The sequence below is a fragment of the Pseudomonas sp. 13B_2.1_Bac1 genome, assembly GCF_025466155.1.
GTDB classification, from domain to species: domain Bacteria; phylum Pseudomonadota; class Gammaproteobacteria; order Pseudomonadales; family Pseudomonadaceae; genus Aquipseudomonas; species Aquipseudomonas aylmerensis.
Genome location: NZ_JANLOH010000012.1, coordinates 18,501 through 34,883, shown reverse-complemented (window position 1 = coordinate 34,883; position 16,383 = coordinate 18,501). Strand labels below are relative to the sequence as shown.

Below are 16,383 nucleotides of genomic sequence, written 5' to 3'. Positions count from 1 at the left end.
GTGAGCAGGCTTGCCCTGCGTTGGGGCGCGAAGCGGCCCCGGCTCCAGGCAGTGCGGTGCTTCAGTCAGAGGAGGTGGGCAGGTTTTGGGGGCTGCTGCGCAGCCCAACGCGGGGCAAGCCCGCTCACCACAAAAAAGCGGGCTCTCCACTGTCCACCACAAGCGGGCTCTCCACTAAAAGCGGGCTCTCCACTAAATACCAGCTCTCCACTAAAAGCTGGTTGCCCACCACAAGCCAGCTCTCCACCTCAACCCGGCTGCCTCGCGCTTATTTCTTTTTCTTCTTGTCGTGCTTGTCGCTTTTTTCGAATGCTTCTTCCAGCGCGCGGTTGATGGTGCGCAGCACTTTTACTCGCGCCCAGCGCTTGTCATTGGCTTCCACCAATGTCCAGGGCGAGACCTCGGTGCTGGTGCGGTCGACCATGTCGCCGACGGCGGCGCGGTAGTCGTCCCACTTTTCGCGGTTGCGCCAGTCGTCTTCGGTGATCTTGAAGCGTTTGAACGGGATTTCTTCGCGGGCCTGGAAGCGTTCCAATTGGGTTTGCTTGTCGATCGCCAGCCAGAACTTGACCACGATCACCCCCGCATCACGAAGTTGCTCTTCAAAGTCATTGATCTCGCCGTAGGCACGCATCCAGTCGGCCGGGGTGCAGAAGCCTTCGATGCGCTCCACCAGCACGCGGCCGTACCACGAGCGGTCGAACACAGTGAACATGCCGCGCGCCGGGATCTTCTGCCAGAACCGCCACAGGTAAGGCTGGGCGCGTTCGTCCTCGCTCGGCGCGGCAATCGGCACGATGTGGTACTGACGCGGGTCCAGCGCCGCCGCGACACGCCGGATCGCGCCGCCCTTGCCCGCCGCGTCATTGCCTTCAAATACGGTCACCAGCGCGTGCTTGCGCATGCGCTTGTCACGCATCAGGCCGGAGAAGCGGGCCTGCTCGGTAATCAGCTGTTCTTCGTAATCGTCCTTGTCCAGGCTCAGCGTCATGTCGAGGCTGTCGAGCAGACTCTTCTGGTCCACCGAGGCCAGCAGCGGCGCCGGGTTCATGCCGCTGGCCTTGCCCTTGGCCTGCTTCAGGGCATTTTGCAGGCTTTCGAGCAGGATCTTGCCCACGGTAAGGCTGCGGTAGTGCGCATCGACGCCTTCGATCACGTGCCACGGCGCGTAGTCGCGGCTGGTGCGGCGCAGGATGCGCTCGCCAAAATGCACGAACTTGTCGTAAGTCGCGGACTGCTGCCAGTCCAGCGGGCTGATGCGCCAGCTGTGCAACGGGTCGTCGGCCAGGGCCTTGAGGCGCGCTTTCATTTGCTTCTTGGACAGGTGGAACCAGAACTTGAAGATCAGCGCACCTTCATCGCAGAGCATTTTCTCCAGGCGCTCGGCCCCGGCGATGGCCTGGTCGAGCCGCGCGTCCTTGATCTCGCCATGCACCCGGCCCTGCAGCATCTGGCTGTACCAGTTGCCGAAGAAGATGCCCATGCGGCCCTTGGCAGGCAATTGGCGCCAATAGCGCCAGGCCGGTGGGCGGGCCAGTTCTTCGTCGGTCTGCTGGTCGAAGGTGCGCACCTCGATCAGGCGCGGGTCCATCCATTCATTCAGCAGTTTGACCGTCTCGCCCTTGCCGGCCCCTTCAATGCCGTTGATCAGGATGATCACCGGGAAACGCTTTTGCTGCTGCAGTTCGTACTGCACCTCCAGCAACGCTTCGCGCAGGGCCGGGACTTCGGCGTCGTAGGTGTCTTTGTCGATGGCGTGACCAATTTCGGCAGATTCGAACATGGGCGGCTCCGTTCCAGAATTCAGCAAGACTAGCGGATTGGGCAACGACACGCGGGAGGAAATTCCACTGCCGCTTGCCATGGATCAATGCGTTGGTAGTTGATCGGCTAGAATGGCCGCCTTGCCGTTGCCTGCTTCGTTGATGATGAGCCGCCCATGACCCCCGTATTGCCCAACGCCCAGCTCGACTGGGATGACCAAGGTCGCCCGCACTCACGGGTGTTTGACGACGTGTACTTCTCCGATAAGTCCGGCCTTGAAGAAACCCGCTATGTGTTCCTCGAGCAGAACCGCTTGCAGGAACGCTTTGCGGCGCTGCCGGTGGGCGGGCGGCTGGTGATTGGCGAGACCGGCTTCGGCACCGGCTTGAATTTTCTCTGCGCCTGGCAGTTGTTCGAACAGCACGCCGTGGCCGGTGCGCGCCTGCATTTTGTCAGCGTGGAAAAGTACCCGCTGAGCCACGCCGACCTGCAGCGCGCCCTCGCCCTCTGGCCGCCACTGCAGCCCTTCGCCGAGCAACTGCTGGCCCAGTACATCGCCATCCATCCAGGCTTCCAGCAGCTGGTGCTGGATAACGGCCGGGTGACCCTGACCCTGCTGATCGGCGATGTCATGGAGCAATTGCCGCAACTGGACGCCCAGGTCGACGCGTGGTTCCTGGACGGCTTCGCTCCGGCGAAAAACCCCGAGATGTGGACCGCCGAGCTGTTCGCCGAACTGGCACGCCTGGCAGCCCCCGGCTCGACCATCAGCACCTTCACCAGCACCGGCTGGGTACGGCGCCTGATCAACGCCGCCGGTTTCAAGATGAAGCGCACGCCGGGCATTGGTCATAAATGGGAAATCCTGCGCGGTGAGTTTCTCGGCTGGCCCGCCGAGACGCCCGCGCCGGCTGCGGTCAAACCCTGGTTCGCGCGCCCTCCCGCGCTCCATGGCGAGCGCCACGCCCTGGTGATCGGCGGTGGCCTGGCCGGTTGCGCCAGCGCCGCCAGCCTGGCCGCACGCGGTTGGCGGGTCAGCCTGCTGGAGCGGAATGAGGCCCTGGCGCAGGAGGCCTCCGGCAATCCGCAAGGGGTGCTGTACCTCAAGCTGTCGGCCCACGGCACCGCCTTGTCGCAGATGATTGTCAGCGGCTTCGGGCATACCCGGCGCCTGCTGGAACACCTGCACAGGAGGGTGGACTGGGATGGCTGCGGCGTGCTGCAACTGGCCTTCAATGCCAAGGAGGCCGAACGCCAGGCGCAACTGGCCGCGGCGTTCGCTCCGGACTTGCTGCACCTGCTGGACCGGGATCAAGCCCAGGTGCGCGCCGGGGTTGGCCTGGAGCATGGCGGGCTGTTTTTCCCCGAAGGTGGCTGGGTGCACCCGCCCGCTCTCTGCCAGTGGCAGGCAAGCCACTCCGGGATCAACGTGCTGGCCCATCACGAGGTGCTGGAGCTGCGCAAAGTCGACGACCATTGGCAGGCCTGGGACGGTGAGCAGTTGCTCGCCAGTGCCCCGGTGGTGGTGCTGGCCGGTGCCGCCGAGGTCAAGCGTTTTGCTGCCAGCGCCGCGTTGCCCCTCAAGCGTATTCGCGGGCAAATCACCCGGTTGCCCCAGACCGCCGACAGCCAGGCCTTGGCCACGGTGGTGTGCGCCGAAGGTTATGTGGCGCCGCCACGCCTGGGTGAACACACACTGGGGGCCAGCTTCGATTTCCACAGCGATGACCTCGCCCCCACTGCTGCCGAGCATGCCGGCAACCTCGAGCTGCTGGAGGAAATCTCCCCGGACCTGGCCCGACGCCTGCAGGTGGCCAGCCTCGCCCCGGATGCCCTGGAAGGCCGCGCTGCATTTCGCTGCACCAGCCCGGATTACCTGCCGATTGTCGGCCCGCTCGCCGACCCCGAGGCCTTCGACCTGGCCTACGATGCGCTGCGCAAGGACGCCCGCCACGCCCCGCAGGCCGCCTGCCCGTGGCTGGACGGCCTGTACGTCAACAGCGGCCACGGCTCGCGGGGCCTGATCACCGCGCCGCTGTCCGGCGAGCTACTGGCAGCCTGGCTGGACAACGAGCCGCTGCCCCTGCCGCGCAGTGTGGCCGAGGCCTGCCACCCGAACCGCTTTGCGGTGCGGGCCTTGATTCGCAGCAACGCCGTGAAAAATCCGCGCTGAGCGCAGGCTCAGTGCACCGTTGGCAATGCACAGCCACCCAGGTCATCCAGCCTCAACGCCTCCTGGGTCAGGCGTTCAAGCTCGGCGGACTCCGCCCGTTGCCGGTCGTCACTGATCTGATCGATAGGCTAGGTGGCGTCATCCAGGGCATCACGCTGCCCGATGCCGTGCAGCACATAGGCATCAGCCTTGACCAACCAGGCCGGCAGTTGCTCATACAGCACTTGCGCCTTGTCCAGGTCGCCGGTGATTCCAGCAGCGCAGCCATCGTTTCGTCCTGAGTCACAGGCGCGACGGCCTGGCTCAAATCAACTGTTTGCGTCATTAACAACGTTCCTTGAATGCGTTGAACAATGACGCAACACGATAAGCCCACCCTTCTCGCCAAAGGGTTCAAATAGTTGCGCGCTCAAGCACTGGAGCGCCCTGGTTTTTGTACCTGAGCCTGATCTGGTTACCGCCACGTTGGCCCACGCCACGCGGGCCGGGAGGCACTCCGCAGGCAGGGGCGGCCGTTTGCCATATAACTTATTGATCTAAAACTCCGCACATGGGCGTGGGGTCAGTCCCTAGGTACCCGCTGTATTGGCGCGTGCATTTCTATCCCTCCCCAACGGAAAAACCGGTAAGGACTCTATGTGCGGATTAGCTGGAGAATTACGTTTCGATCACCAACCTGCCGACCTGGCAGCGGTGGAACGAATCACCCATCACTTGGCGCCACGCGGACCTGACGCGTGGGGCTTCCATGCCCAAGGGCCGATTGCCCTGGGCCATCGACGCCTGAAAATCATGGACCTGTCGGACGGCTCCGCCCAACCGATGGTCGACGCCCAACTGGGCCTGTCCCTGGCGTTCAACGGTGCGATCTATAACTTCCCGGAATTGCGCCAGGAGCTTGAAGCCCTCGGCTACGCCTTCTATTCCGGTGGCGACACCGAAGTGCTGCTCAAGGGCTATCACGCCTGGGGCGAAGCCCTGCTGCCCAAGCTCAATGGCATGTTTGCATTCGCCATCTGGGAGCGTGATGCCCAGCGCCTGTTCATTGCCCGCGACCGTCTCGGCGTCAAGCCGCTGTACCTGTCGCGCACCGGCCAGCGTTTGCGCTTTGCCTCGGCCTTGCCTGCACTGCTCAAGGGCGGCGATATCAACCCGATCCTCGATCCGGTGGCGCTCAACCATTACCTGAACTTCCACGCCGTGGTGCCTGCACCGCGCACCTTGCTGGCAGGTATCGAAAAACTGCCGCCGGCCAGCTGGATGCGCATCGACGCCGACGGCACCACCGAGCAGAAAACCTGGTGGACCCTGCCCTACGGCCCGCACGAGGATGAGCGCAACCTCACCCTCGAAGACTGGACCGACCGCGTGCTCGACAGCACTCGCGAAGCCGTGGCGATTCGTCAACGCGCCGCCGTGGATGTCGGTGTGCTGCTGTCCGGCGGCGTCGACTCGAGCATGCTCGTCGGCCTGCTGCGTGAAGTGGGCGTGCAGGACCTGTCGACCTTCTCCATCGGGTTTGAAGACGCCGGCGGCGAGCGTGGCGACGAATTCCAGTACTCGGACCTGATCGCCAAGCACTACGGCACGCGCCACCATCAGTTGCGCATCGCCGAAAGCGAGATCATCGAGCAATTGCCGGCGGCCTTCCGCGCCATGAGCGAGCCGATGGTCAGCCACGACTGCATCGCCTTCTACCTGCTGTCGCGGGAAGTGGCCAAGCATTGCAAGGTGGTGCAGAGCGGCCAGGGTGCCGACGAACTGTTCGCGGGTTACCACTGGTACCCGCAGGTCGACGGCGCCAGCGATCCGTATGCGGCCTACCGCGAAGCATTCTTTGACCGCAGCTACGACGACTACGCCGCCACCGTCGCGCCGAAATGGCTGACCGCCAACGACGCCGCCGGTGACTTCGTGCGCGAACATTTCGCCATGCCCGGTGCCGATGCGGCCGTGGACAAGGCGTTGCGCCTGGACAGCACCGTGATGCTGGTGGACGACCCGGTCAAACGCGTCGACAACATGACCATGGCTTGGGGCCTGGAAGCGCGTACGCCGTTCCTCGACTACCGCCTGGTGGAACTGTCGGCCCGCGTGCCCGGCAAATTCAAGCTGCCCGACGGCGGCAAGCAAGTGTTGAAGGAAGCGGCGCGCCGAGTGATCCCGAGCGAAGTCATCGACCGCAAGAAAGGTTACTTCCCGGTCCCCGGCCTCAAGCATTTGCAAGGCGACACCCTCAACTGGGTGCGCGAGCTGCTGCTCGACCCGAGCCAGGACCGTGGCCTGTTCAATCCGGCCATGCTTGACCGCCTGCTGACCGATCCGCAAGGCCAACTGACCCCGCTGCGCGGCTCCAAGCTGTGGCAACTGGCGGCGCTGAACCTGTGGCTCAGCGAACAAGGAATCTGATTGATGAAACCCCATGCAGCGGCTTACAGCCAACGCTTGCTCAAGGGCCAGGCGCCAACCTACGAGCGCCTGCAAGCCCGACTGGCCGAAGATGGCAGCCCGCTGGCCGCCGAGCCGATTGCCGTGCACTGCGGCTGGGGCCGGCTGTTGATCGGCCATACCTTTCCCGACCCCGCGAGCCTGGCCGAGGAACTGCTCAACGAGCAGCCCGGTGAACGCGACATCGCCCTGTACGTGGCGGCGCCGCAGCAGATCCTCGGGATCGATCCGCAGCAGTTGTTTCTCGACCCCTCCGACACCCTGCGCCTGTGGTTCAGCGACTATCGTCCGGCCACCCGGGTGTTTCGTGGTTTCCGCATTCGCCGGGTGCAGACCGAGGCAGACTGGGCGGCAGTCAACCAGCTCTATCAAGGGCGGGGCATGTTGCCGGTCGACGCTGAGCGCCTGACCCCGCGCCATCAAGGTGGCCCGGTGTATTGGCTGGCCGAGGATGAAGACAGCGGCGCGGTGATCGGCAGCGTGATGGGCCTCAATCACCAGAAAGCCTTCCACGACCCGGAAAACGGCTGCAGCCTCTGGTGCCTGGCGGTGGATCCGCACTGTACGCGTCCTGGCGTCGGCGAAGTATTGGTGCGCCACCTGGTCGAGCACTTCATGAGCCGTGGCTTGAGTTACCTCGACCTGTCGGTGCTGCACGATAACCGCCAGGCCAAGAACCTCTACGCCAAGCTCGGCTTTCGCGCGCTGACCACCTTTGCGATCAAGCGCAAGAACGGCATCAACCAGCCGTTGTTCCTCGGCCCGGGTCCGCAGGCGGGGTTCAACCCCTACGCGCGGATCATCGTCGAAGAGGCGCACCGGCGCGGCATCGATGTGCAGGTGGATGACGCCGATGCCGGCCTGTTCACCCTGAGCCATGGCGGGCGCCGCGTGCGTTGCCGCGAGTCGCTGAGCGACCTGACCAGCGCGATCAGCATGACCCTGTGCCAGGACAAAAGCCTGACCCACAAGGTGTTGAAAGCTGCCGGATTGAAACTGCCATCGCAGCAACTTGCGGGCAGCGCCGATGACAACCTGGAGTTCCTCGACGAACACCAGCGCATCGTGGTCAAGCCGCTGGATGGTGAGCAAGGCCAAGGCGTCGCGGTGGATCTGCAGACCATTGAAGAGGTGCAGCAGGCCATCGAAGCGGCGCGCCAGTTCGACAGCCGCGTGTTGCTCGAAAGTTTCCACCAGGGCCTCGACCTGCGCATCCTGGTGATCGGCTTCGAGGTGGTCGCCGCCGCGATCCGCCGCCCTGCCGAAGTCACCGGCGACGGCCAGCATTCCATCGGGGCATTGATCGAAGCCCAGAGTCGGCGGCGCCAGGCGGCCACCGACGGCGAAAGCAAAATCCCCGTGGATGCCGAGACCGAACGCACCCTGCAGGCGGCCGGCTACGACTACAGCAGCATTCTACCCCGGGGCCAGACCCTGGCCGTGCGCCGCACCGCCAACCTGCACACCGGCGGCTGCCTGGAAGACGTCACCGCCATCCTGCACCCCACGCTGGTCGACGCCGCCGTGCGCGCCGCCCGCGCCCTGGACATCCCCATGGTGGGCCTGGACCTGATGGTGCCCGCCGCCGACCAACCGGACTATGTATTTATCGAAGCCAACGAACGGGCCGGCCTGGCCAACCATGAGCCGCAGCCGACGGCGGAGAAGTTTGTGGACTTGTTGTTTCCCCATAGCCAGCCGAACGCTCAATAACCCAGTGGAGAGCCGGGCTGTTGTGGTGAGCATGTGCGTGGTGGCAAGCGGACTTTGTCTGGCAGGCAGCGCTGTTTTGGCAAGCAGGGCTGCCGTGGCAGGCAGAACTGTTGTGGCAGGCAGGGCTGTCATCACAGGCAGAACTGTTGTGGCAGGCAGGGCTGTCATCACAGGCAGAACTGTTGTGGCAGGCAGGGCTGTCATGACAGGCAGAACTGTTTTGGCAAGCAGGGCTGTTGTGGCGAGCGGGCTTGCCCCGCGTTGGGCTGCGAAGCAGCCCCCATCCAGGCGCCGCGTTTTTCCAGCAAGAGCTGATTGGCAGGTTTTGGGGCCGCTTCGCAGCCCAACGCGGGACAAGCCCGCTCACCACAATTAACCCGGTCACCACAACCAGCCCGCTCGCCACGAACAATAAGTGCCACCCATCGCCTGCTTACCACAACAGGTCCCACTTGCCACAGTAAGCCCGCTCGCTCCAACAGCGCGCTCACCTCACGAGGAGTTTTCATGACTCGAACCATCCCCGAACCGGACCTCAATTACCTGCAAAAAGTCTTGCTGGAAATGCTCGCCATTCCCAGCCCGACCGGGTTTACCGACACCATCGTGCGCTACGTCGCCGAGCGCCTGGAAGAGCTCGGCATTCCGTTTGAAATGACCCGGCGCGGCACCATTCGCGCCACCCTCAAAGGCCAGAAAAACAGCCCAGACCGCGCCGTCTCCGCCCACCTGGACACCATCGGCGCCGCCGTGCGCGCGATCAAGGACAACGGTCGCCTGACCCTGGCGCCGGTAGGTTGCTGGTCGAGCCGCTTTGCCGAAGGCAGCCGCGTCAGCCTGTTCACCGACAACGGCGTGATCCGTGGCAGCGTGCTGCCGTTGATGGCCTCGGGGCATGCGTTCAACACCGCCGTGGATGAAATGCCAGTGAGCTGGGACCACGTTGAATTGCGCCTGGACGCCTACTGCGCGACCCGTGCCGACTGCGATTCCCTGGGCATCAGCATTGGCGACTATGTGGCGTTCGACCCGCTGCCGGAGTTCACCGAGAGCGGGCATATCAGCGCGCGTCACCTGGACGACAAGGCCGGCGTCGCCGCCCTGCTCGCGGCCCTCAAGGCCATCGTCGACAGCGGCGAGCCGTTGCTGATCGACTGCCATCCGCTGTTCACTATCACCGAGGAAACCGGCAGCGGCGCCGCGGCTGCCCTGCCCTGGGACGTGAGCGAGTTTGTCGGCATCGATATCGCCCCGGTCGCCCCCGGCCAGCATTCCAGCGAGCATGCCGTGAGCGTGGCGATGCAGGATTCCGGCGGGCCGTATGACTATCACCTGTCGCGGCACCTGTTGCGACTGGCAACCGACAACGAACTGCCGGTGCGCCGCGACCTGTTCCGCTACTACTTCAGTGATGCTCACTCGGCCGTGACCGCCGGCCACGACATCCGCACCGCGCTGCTGGCGTTTGGTTGCGATGCAACCCATGGCTACGAGCGCACGCATATCGACAGCCTCGCCGCCCTGAGCCGGCTGTTGAGCTCTTACATCCTCAGCCCGCCCGTGTTCGCCAGCGACGCCCAGCCGGCCCAGGGTTCACTGGATCGGTTCAGTCACCAGATCGAGCATGAAACACAGATGGAGAGCGATACACGCGTGCCGTCGGTGGACAGCCTGGTGGGCAACAAGTCCTGAATACTGGCAACTGGAGTCCCGGCGCAGTAGCATCGCCGGGATTCTCTATGTGAGGCTTGTATGCTGATTCCCTACGACGCGCTTGAAGTCGACACCCTGACCCGCCTCATCGAAGATTTCGTCACCCGTGACGGCACCGACAATGGCGACGACACGCCACTGGAAACCCGTGTATTGCGCGTGCGCCAGGCGCTGACCAAGGGCCAGGCATTGATCGTGTTCGACCCGGAAAGCGAGCAGTGCCAGTTGATGCTCAAGCACGATGTGCCCAAGCATCTGTTCGACTGACCGAGGTTATTCAGGGATTGGGCACCAGCACCGGATGGGTGGCAGCGCCTTGGCGCTCGAGGATTTTCTGATAGACCTCGGCACGATGAACATGCACCCCGGTCGGTGCCTCTACCCCGAATTTCACCTGGTTACCGTTCACCTCGAGGATGTGCACGGCGATGGTGTCGCCAATGGAGATGATTTCGCCGACAGTACGGCTTAATACCAGCATGGTCGTTGTCCTTTTTGAGTCTCAGGACCTTGACCATGCGCGCATGGATGGGCGCCATCAATGGCTTGCAAACAAATCAGCCAGCACCTACAAACGTTGGTAATTTGCCTGACAGACCTGACGAAATATTGCCTTCGACAGCACCCTCACCGGCCAGCCTGGGTTCAAGCCTTGGCGCTTTGACCCTGGGCCTTGGCGCGCATCTTGTCGGCCATCACTGTCATCTCGTCGTACAGCAACTGCGGATTCTTCTGCTTCAACGCCCACGCCATCCGCCCCTGCTCATGGGGCAGGATCATGAACTCGCCCGCCGCCACCCGCTGGTAGATGTAGTCGGCAATGTCCGCTGCCGAGATCGGCGAACTCTCGAGCAACTTGCCCACCTGCGCCTTCATTGCCGGGGTCGGTCCGCGGAACGAATCCAACAGGTTGGTCTGGAAGAACGACGGGCACACCACGTGCACCCCGACCTCTTGCTGCTTGAGCTCCACCAGCAGGCTCTCCGACAAGGCCACCACACCGGCCTTGGCCACGTTGTAGTTGCTCATGGCCGGGCCCTGCATCAACGCCGCCATCGACGCGATGTTGATAATGCGGCCCTTGCTCTTTTCCAGCAGCGGCAGAAACGCCTTGCAGCCCTTGACCACCCCCATCAGGTTGATCGCGATCTGCCAATCCCAATCCTCCAGCGACAGCTCGGCGAAGAACCCACCCGAGGCCACGCCCGCATTGTTGACGATCACATCAATGCCGCCCAGCTTCACCTCGCAGGCCTGGGCAAACGCGGTGAGCTGGCTGTAGTCGCGCACGTCGCAGCGCTGGATAAAACCCTCGCCACCGGCCTCTCGCACCAGCCTGAGGGTTTCCTGCAAGCCCGGCTCACTGACGTCCGACAAGGCCAACTGCCAACCCTCACGGGCCCAGCGCAGAGCGATTTCACGACCCAGGCCGGACCCGGCGCCAGTGATCATCATGCGATTTTGCATAGGAAGTAGCCTTGTGGTTCACAGAAGAAGTGACCGGCAGTGTAGCGAAGGTTTTTCCTGCACCCACGCACCATCAGATTGATGAATGCCCCAGGCAAACCGCAGGCCGGGTCGGATGCCGGCGTATAGCCTAAGTTCAATCTTTTTCAACTAATGAGCTGCAGTTGCGAACGCATTAAAAGAAATAAGCCGGTGTGCGAAATGCTTTAAAAAAACACGGAATTTTCTCTGTCGTGGTGCAGTCGGAGTTGTTAAGGCGTCCGAATTTAAATGACGGGCCTCTCGTTAAATAACCGGTCTTTTCAGAAGGCCTATAAGGAAAAAAACTATGAGCCTCATTCTGATCATTATCCTGATCCTGTTGCTGGTCGGCGGTCTGCCAGTGTTCCCTCACTCGCGTAACTGGGGTTACGGACCGTCGGGTATCCTCGGTGTAGTGCTGGTGGTGCTGTTGGTGCTGTTGCTGCTGGGTCGGATATAACCGCCACCCGGTATTAAAAAAGATGCAAAAAAAAGAGGCCTTGAAAAAGGCCTCTTTTTTATTGCCGGTTAGTTAGTCCGGCTTACCATTCACCACGCCGGCGGTGTTATCCAGCAGGCTCTTGGTGGCGGTTTGCAGGAACGACTCGAGTCGCTGCTTGAGTGCAGCCTCGTCCGGCGATTCAGGGATCACTTTGCCGGTTGGGTTGGCGCCGAGTTCGTATTCCCACAGTTTCGGCGGCATTTCCTTGGGCAATACCAGGATCCGGTCGGCGGTGACCAAGGCTACCGTCTGGTCGCTGCCGGACGGTTTGATCACGCCGAAGCCCTTGTCGCCTTCCGGCAGGTTGAGCAGGTCACGGCCCCAGCACTGGTGCAGGGTGTCGCCACCGAGACGGCCCATGATGGTCGGCACGATGTCGATCTGGGTGCCCACGGTGTGGTCACGCTCGCCGAACTTCTCTTGCATGCCGGGTGCAATCATCAGCATCGGCACGTTGAAGCGGCCCAGGTCCATCTCGGTGATTTGCTGTTCGTTGCCGAAACCGTGGTCACCGACGATCACGAACAGGGTTTCCTTGAAGTACGGCTCCTTGCGGGCCTTTTCGAAGAACTGGCCCAGGGCCCAGTCGGAGTAACGCATGGCCGTCAAATGCTCGTTGAGGCTGCCACGGTCAGTGACTTTCTCGACCGGCAACGGCGTCGGCAATGCGTACGGGGTGTGGTTGGACAGGGTTTGCAGCAGCGCGTAGAACGGCTTGCCGCCTTCGCGGGCTTTCAACTCTTCCAGGCCACGGTTGAACATGTCCTGGTCGGACACGCCCCAGGTGGGGTCGGAGAACACCGGGTTGACGAAGTCATTGCGGCCGATGAAGTTGGTCATGCCCTGGTTGCTGAAGAAACCCGACTGATTGTCCCAGGCGAAGTCGCCGTTGTAGACATACACGTCGTCAAACTTGCGCGCACTGAGCAACTGCGGCAGGCCCGACAGCTTGTGGCTGCCTTCCGGGGTCTGCATCAGGTATTCGAAGCCCGGCAGGTTCGGGAAGCACGCCATGGTGGCGAACATGCCCTGATGGGTGTGGGTGCCGTTGGAGAAGAAGCGGTCGAACAGCAGGCCTTCCTTGGACAGTTTGTCGAAGTACGGCGTGATGTTGCCCGGACGCCCCAGCGCGCCGACCGAGTGACCGGCGAAGCTTTCCATCAGGATCACGACCACGTTCTTGATCGGCAGGGTCTTCTCGGCCGGTGGCGTGTAGTCACGGCGCACGGCGGCGATGTCGGCATCCACCAGTTTTTCCTGCGGCAACACCAGCATGTCACGCACGGTCTGGGTCGCCAGTGGCTGATCCAGGGTCGCCTTCCAGATGTTCGAGCGGTCTTCGGAGAAGCGCGACTTCGCAGCCGCGATCAGCGACAAGGTGCCATTGAGGCCCAGTTGGTTGGCGAAGTTCGATTCGGTGGTGTAGACATCACCCCAACGCAGCGGCGGGCCCTGGCGCAGGGTGCCACGTGCGGCGACCACGGCGATCAGCAGGCAGACCACGAACACCGCGATGCGGCTGTACCACGGTGCGACCTGGCGCGTGCCAATGCTGCCACCGCTGAACGGGCCGCGCGGGCGAGTGGCACGGTCGGCGCCCTTGAACGCGATGCTCAGGATCAACGTGCCCACGGCCCATGCCAGCAGGTAGCGCACCACCGGGAAACCGTACCAGAGCATGCTCATCACGGTTTTCGGGTCTTCCTTCACATACTGGAAGACCAGGCCGTTGAGGCGCTGGTGGAACTCGCGGTAGAAGTCCATTTCCATCAGGCCCAGGAACAGCGCGATGCTGGACGCTACAGTCAGCCAGAAACGGAAGAACCCACGCGCCGCCATCGCCCGTACGCTGAACAGCGCCAGCAGCAATGGGATGATCAGGTACACCACCAGGCGCAGGTCCAGACGCAGGCCGTTGGCGAAGGCTTCGAGGAAGGTCGAGGCCGGGGTGTCGAGGATCATCTCGCGGTTGTACACCAGCAGCGCCAGGCGCAGCAGCGAGAACATCACCATCATGACCAATGCGCAGAGCAGCGTGTAAGCCAGATGGGATTTGACGGTCGGTTGCAGCAGGCGATTAGAAGCTCGCTGCTGACTCAGGGCGTCCGGGTTTGCCATGTCGTTTCAGGACCCATTGGAAGTTTAAGTTGCGAAATAATGCAGTGGCGTCCGTCCCTCGCCCAGGCTGGCTGGGGTAGGCGGTTAACGCGGTGGCGCAAATGGTGCCCGATCAAAGCCGGCAAGGCTATTAATTACTGAAAGTGCACCCCTGCCCCGCCTTTAATGGCAGTTGAGATAGAGCCTTTGGCCGGGAGGTTTGAGCGGGCGAATTGTCTTGGATGGGATGTGAAAATTGTGTGCGCAGAATATTTCGAAACATAAATGTGCGGGCTTGCTCGCGAAGGCGCCAGATCAATCACCCTCTGCAGCGACTGACCCACCGCTTTCGCGGGCAAGCCCGCTCCCACAGTTTTGATCGCTGTTTGGGCTGGGATTCGGGGTGCTGCGGCATTTGAGCGGACGGCACAACTCGGATCCAACCTTGAAATACATCCCAAATGTGGGAGCGGGCTTGCTCGCGAAGGCGCCAGATCAGTCACCTCCTCCAGCGACTGACCCACCGCTTTCGCGAGCAAGCCCGCTCCCACAGTTTTGATCGCTGTTCGGGCTTGGGATTCGGGGTGCTGCGGCATATGAGCGGGCGGTACTTACCCGGTTCCAACCTTGAAATACACCCCAAATGTGGGAGCGGGCTTGCTCGCGAAGGCGCCAGATCAGCCACCCTCTGCAGCGACTGACCCACCGCTTTCGCGAGTAAGCCCGCTCCCACAGGCTTGATCGCTGTTCGGGCTTGGGATTCGGGGTGCTGCACCGGCAGTTGAGCGGACGGTACAGCTCGGTTCCAATCTTGAAATACATCCCAAATGTGGGAGCGGGCTTGCCCGCGAAGGCGCCAGATCAGTCACCTCCTCCAGCGACTGACCCACCGCTTTCGCGAGCAAGCCCGCTCCCACAGTTTTGATCGCTGTTCGGGCTGGGATTCGGGGTGCTGCACCGGCATTTGAGCAGGCGACACAACCCGGCTCCAACCTTGAAATACATCCCAAATGTGGGAGCGGGCTTGCCCGCGAAGGCGCCAGATCAGTCACCTCTTCAGCGACTGACCCACCGCTTTCGCGGGCAAGCCCGCTCCCACCTTTATCGTGCCCACTCCAAAGGGAGTGAGGCGCTTAGATCCGCACGTTGCCGCGCGGCCCGGCGATTGCCCAGATGATCAGGCCCAGTACCGGCAACAACAGGATCAGCAGGATCCAGAGCACCTTGGCCCCGGTGCTCGCGCCGCTTTTGAACACGTTGATGATCGCCCAGATATCCAGCGCCAGGATGATCAGCCCGATCAGGCCGTTGAAAGTGGAACCCATGGTGTCGCTCCTAAGTGAGGGCATGCACTTGTAGGATAGTCAGCCCTGGCCGGGGTTCCGTTTTATTTCAGACGTGTACGGCGACTTTCAACGCTTCCAGGGACGGCTCGGCCTTGATGCCGACTTCAGCGCACAACTCGAGCACGCGCGGCAGGTCATTGCCGTAGACCAGCACGGCCTGGATTTCATCATCGAGCAATTGGCTGAAATCCAGCAGCACATAGCCGCCATCTTCCGGGCTCAGGGCGCTCATCTGGATCTGGATACGATTGAGCGCGGTCAGGTCCTCGGTCTTGGCCAACTGCTTGGGCTTGAGGTTGAACGCCACACCCGGGCCGAACGAGGCGACGATCTGCGCAAACAGGTCGCCATAGGTATCGGCCTGGAACAGCACCGTGTCCGGCAGGCTGCCAACCACCACCCACTCGCCCAACGGGATCGGGAAGGTGTCGTCATAGTTGATGTCCGGGTTGGCCGCCAGGAAGGCCACCGGGTCGGCGTAGGCCTGGGCCGCTTCATCGGCGATGCGTGCCACCTCGTCTGCGCCCATGACCCCGGCGCTGATTTTGCTGATGAGTTCGACGAGGGCGGTTTTCATGGGGTGATCCTGTAGCGGGCTGGTTTTCGAGGGCGCACAGCCTACACCAGTTTTTGCAACTGCGCCGCCGTATCCGTGGCCCCCATGGTCTGCGCCGCTGCCAGTGCCGTGGCGCCTTGGGCGTCGGTGGTCTTGGGGTTGGCGCCCTGGCTGAGCAGGTAGTCGACCATTTCCACGCGATTGAACATCGCCGCCATCATCAGCGCGGTGCGGCCATCGGAGGATGCCGCTTCGACGGGCGTGCCGCCTTCGATCAGCGCCTTGACCACCGGCAGATTGCCCTTGAACGCCGCACCGGCAATCGGCAACTGGTTCTTGTCATTCGCGATCAGCGGGTCGGCCTTGAATTCCAGCAGTACTTTGACCGCCTCGGCGTGGCCGTGGTACGCGGACAGCATCAGCAAGGTGTCGCCGTTGTGGTTACGAAAATTTGCCGGCAAGCCCTTGGCCAGCAGCGCGGCGAGCATGGCGGCATCGCCCTTGCGGGCCACGTCGAAGACTTGCTCGGCAAATTCGGCGGCTTCGTCTTCGGTCATTTGTTTGGCGTGGTCTGACATGTGGG

13 protein-coding genes are annotated in these 16,383 nt (G+C 62.6%); 6 read left to right on the top strand and 7 right to left on the bottom strand.

What is annotated here, in order from left to right:
- Positions 1-268: 268 nt before the first annotated feature.
- Positions 269-1,783 (bottom strand): polyphosphate:AMP phosphotransferase, encoded by a 1,515-nt coding sequence (pap, locus tag NTD80_RS02920; RefSeq protein ID WP_065904299.1) that lies wholly within the window; start codon positions 1,781-1,783, stop codon positions 269-271.
- Positions 1,784-1,939: 156 nt separating this feature from the next.
- Here pap and mnmC point away from each other — a divergent pair, with 156 nt between their 5' ends.
- From mnmC to NTD80_RS02895, 5 genes are all read left to right on the top strand, one after another.
- Positions 1,940-3,937 (top strand): bifunctional tRNA (5-methylaminomethyl-2-thiouridine)(34)-methyltransferase MnmD/FAD-dependent 5-carboxymethylaminomethyl-2-thiouridine(34) oxidoreductase MnmC, encoded by a 1,998-nt coding sequence (mnmC, locus tag NTD80_RS02915; RefSeq protein ID WP_262132078.1) that lies wholly within the window; start codon positions 1,940-1,942, stop codon positions 3,935-3,937.
- A 636-nt stretch (positions 3,938-4,573) separates the two neighbouring features.
- The gene (locus tag NTD80_RS02910; RefSeq protein WP_065904293.1) at positions 4,574-6,346 is read left to right on the top strand and encodes an N-acetylglutaminylglutamine amidotransferase; all 1,773 of its coding nucleotides are present in this window, start codon (positions 4,574-4,576) and stop codon (positions 6,344-6,346) included.
- A 3-nt stretch (positions 6,347-6,349) separates the two neighbouring features.
- Complete coding sequence (gene ngg, locus NTD80_RS02905) at positions 6,350-8,098, top strand: N-acetylglutaminylglutamine synthetase (protein WP_262132075.1); 1,749 nt, start codon at positions 6,350-6,352, stop codon at positions 8,096-8,098.
- A 507-nt stretch (positions 8,099-8,605) separates the two neighbouring features.
- Entirely contained in the window at positions 8,606-9,790 is a 1,185-nt protein-coding gene (locus NTD80_RS02900; protein ID WP_262132074.1) for an osmoprotectant NAGGN system M42 family peptidase, read from the top strand.
- A gap of 60 nt (positions 9,791-9,850) precedes the next feature.
- On the top strand, positions 9,851-10,078 hold the full coding sequence (locus tag NTD80_RS02895; protein ID WP_003192759.1) for a YheU family protein: 228 nt from the start codon (positions 9,851-9,853) through the stop codon (positions 10,076-10,078).
- Positions 10,079-10,088: 10 nt separating this feature from the next.
- On the opposite strand, the gene csrA is transcribed toward NTD80_RS02895, so the two are convergent.
- Both csrA and NTD80_RS02885 read right to left on the bottom strand, forming a co-directional pair.
- Positions 10,089-10,292 (bottom strand): carbon storage regulator CsrA, encoded by a 204-nt coding sequence (csrA, locus tag NTD80_RS02890; protein ID WP_262132073.1) that lies wholly within the window; start codon positions 10,290-10,292, stop codon positions 10,089-10,091.
- A 164-nt stretch (positions 10,293-10,456) separates the two neighbouring features.
- Positions 10,457-11,278: an SDR family oxidoreductase gene (locus NTD80_RS02885; RefSeq protein WP_065904286.1), complete on the bottom strand. Its 822-nt coding sequence runs from the start codon at positions 11,276-11,278 to the stop codon at positions 10,457-10,459.
- Positions 11,279-11,606: 328 nt separating this feature from the next.
- Here NTD80_RS02885 and NTD80_RS02880 point away from each other — a divergent pair, with 328 nt between their 5' ends.
- The gene (locus tag NTD80_RS02880) at positions 11,607-11,759 is read left to right on the top strand and encodes a DUF3309 family protein (protein WP_015885095.1); all 153 of its coding nucleotides are present in this window, start codon (positions 11,607-11,609) and stop codon (positions 11,757-11,759) included.
- 72 nt (positions 11,760-11,831) lie between these two features.
- Here NTD80_RS02880 and NTD80_RS02875 read toward each other — a convergent pair whose 3' ends face one another.
- The 4 genes from NTD80_RS02875 to NTD80_RS02860 all read right to left on the bottom strand — a co-directional run bounded on the left by NTD80_RS02875 (position 11,832) and on the right by NTD80_RS02860 (position 16,378).
- Positions 11,832-13,919: an LTA synthase family protein gene (locus NTD80_RS02875; RefSeq protein ID WP_065904285.1), complete on the bottom strand. Its 2,088-nt coding sequence runs from the start codon at positions 13,917-13,919 to the stop codon at positions 11,832-11,834.
- Positions 13,920-15,031: 1,112 nt separating this feature from the next.
- Positions 15,032-15,223 carry a PLDc N-terminal domain-containing protein gene (locus tag NTD80_RS02870; protein WP_003172956.1) on the bottom strand — a complete coding sequence of 64 codons (192 nt, stop codon included), beginning with the start codon at positions 15,221-15,223 and terminating at the stop codon, positions 15,032-15,034.
- A 67-nt stretch (positions 15,224-15,290) separates the two neighbouring features.
- A complete protein-coding gene (locus tag NTD80_RS02865) occupies positions 15,291-15,821 on the bottom strand; it encodes a hypothetical protein (protein ID WP_065903349.1) in 531 nt (176 codons plus the stop codon).
- 41 nt (positions 15,822-15,862) lie between these two features.
- Complete coding sequence (locus NTD80_RS02860; protein ID WP_065903353.1) at positions 15,863-16,378, bottom strand: ankyrin repeat domain-containing protein; 516 nt, start codon at positions 16,376-16,378, stop codon at positions 15,863-15,865.
- Between the last annotated feature and the right edge of the window lie 5 nt (positions 16,379-16,383).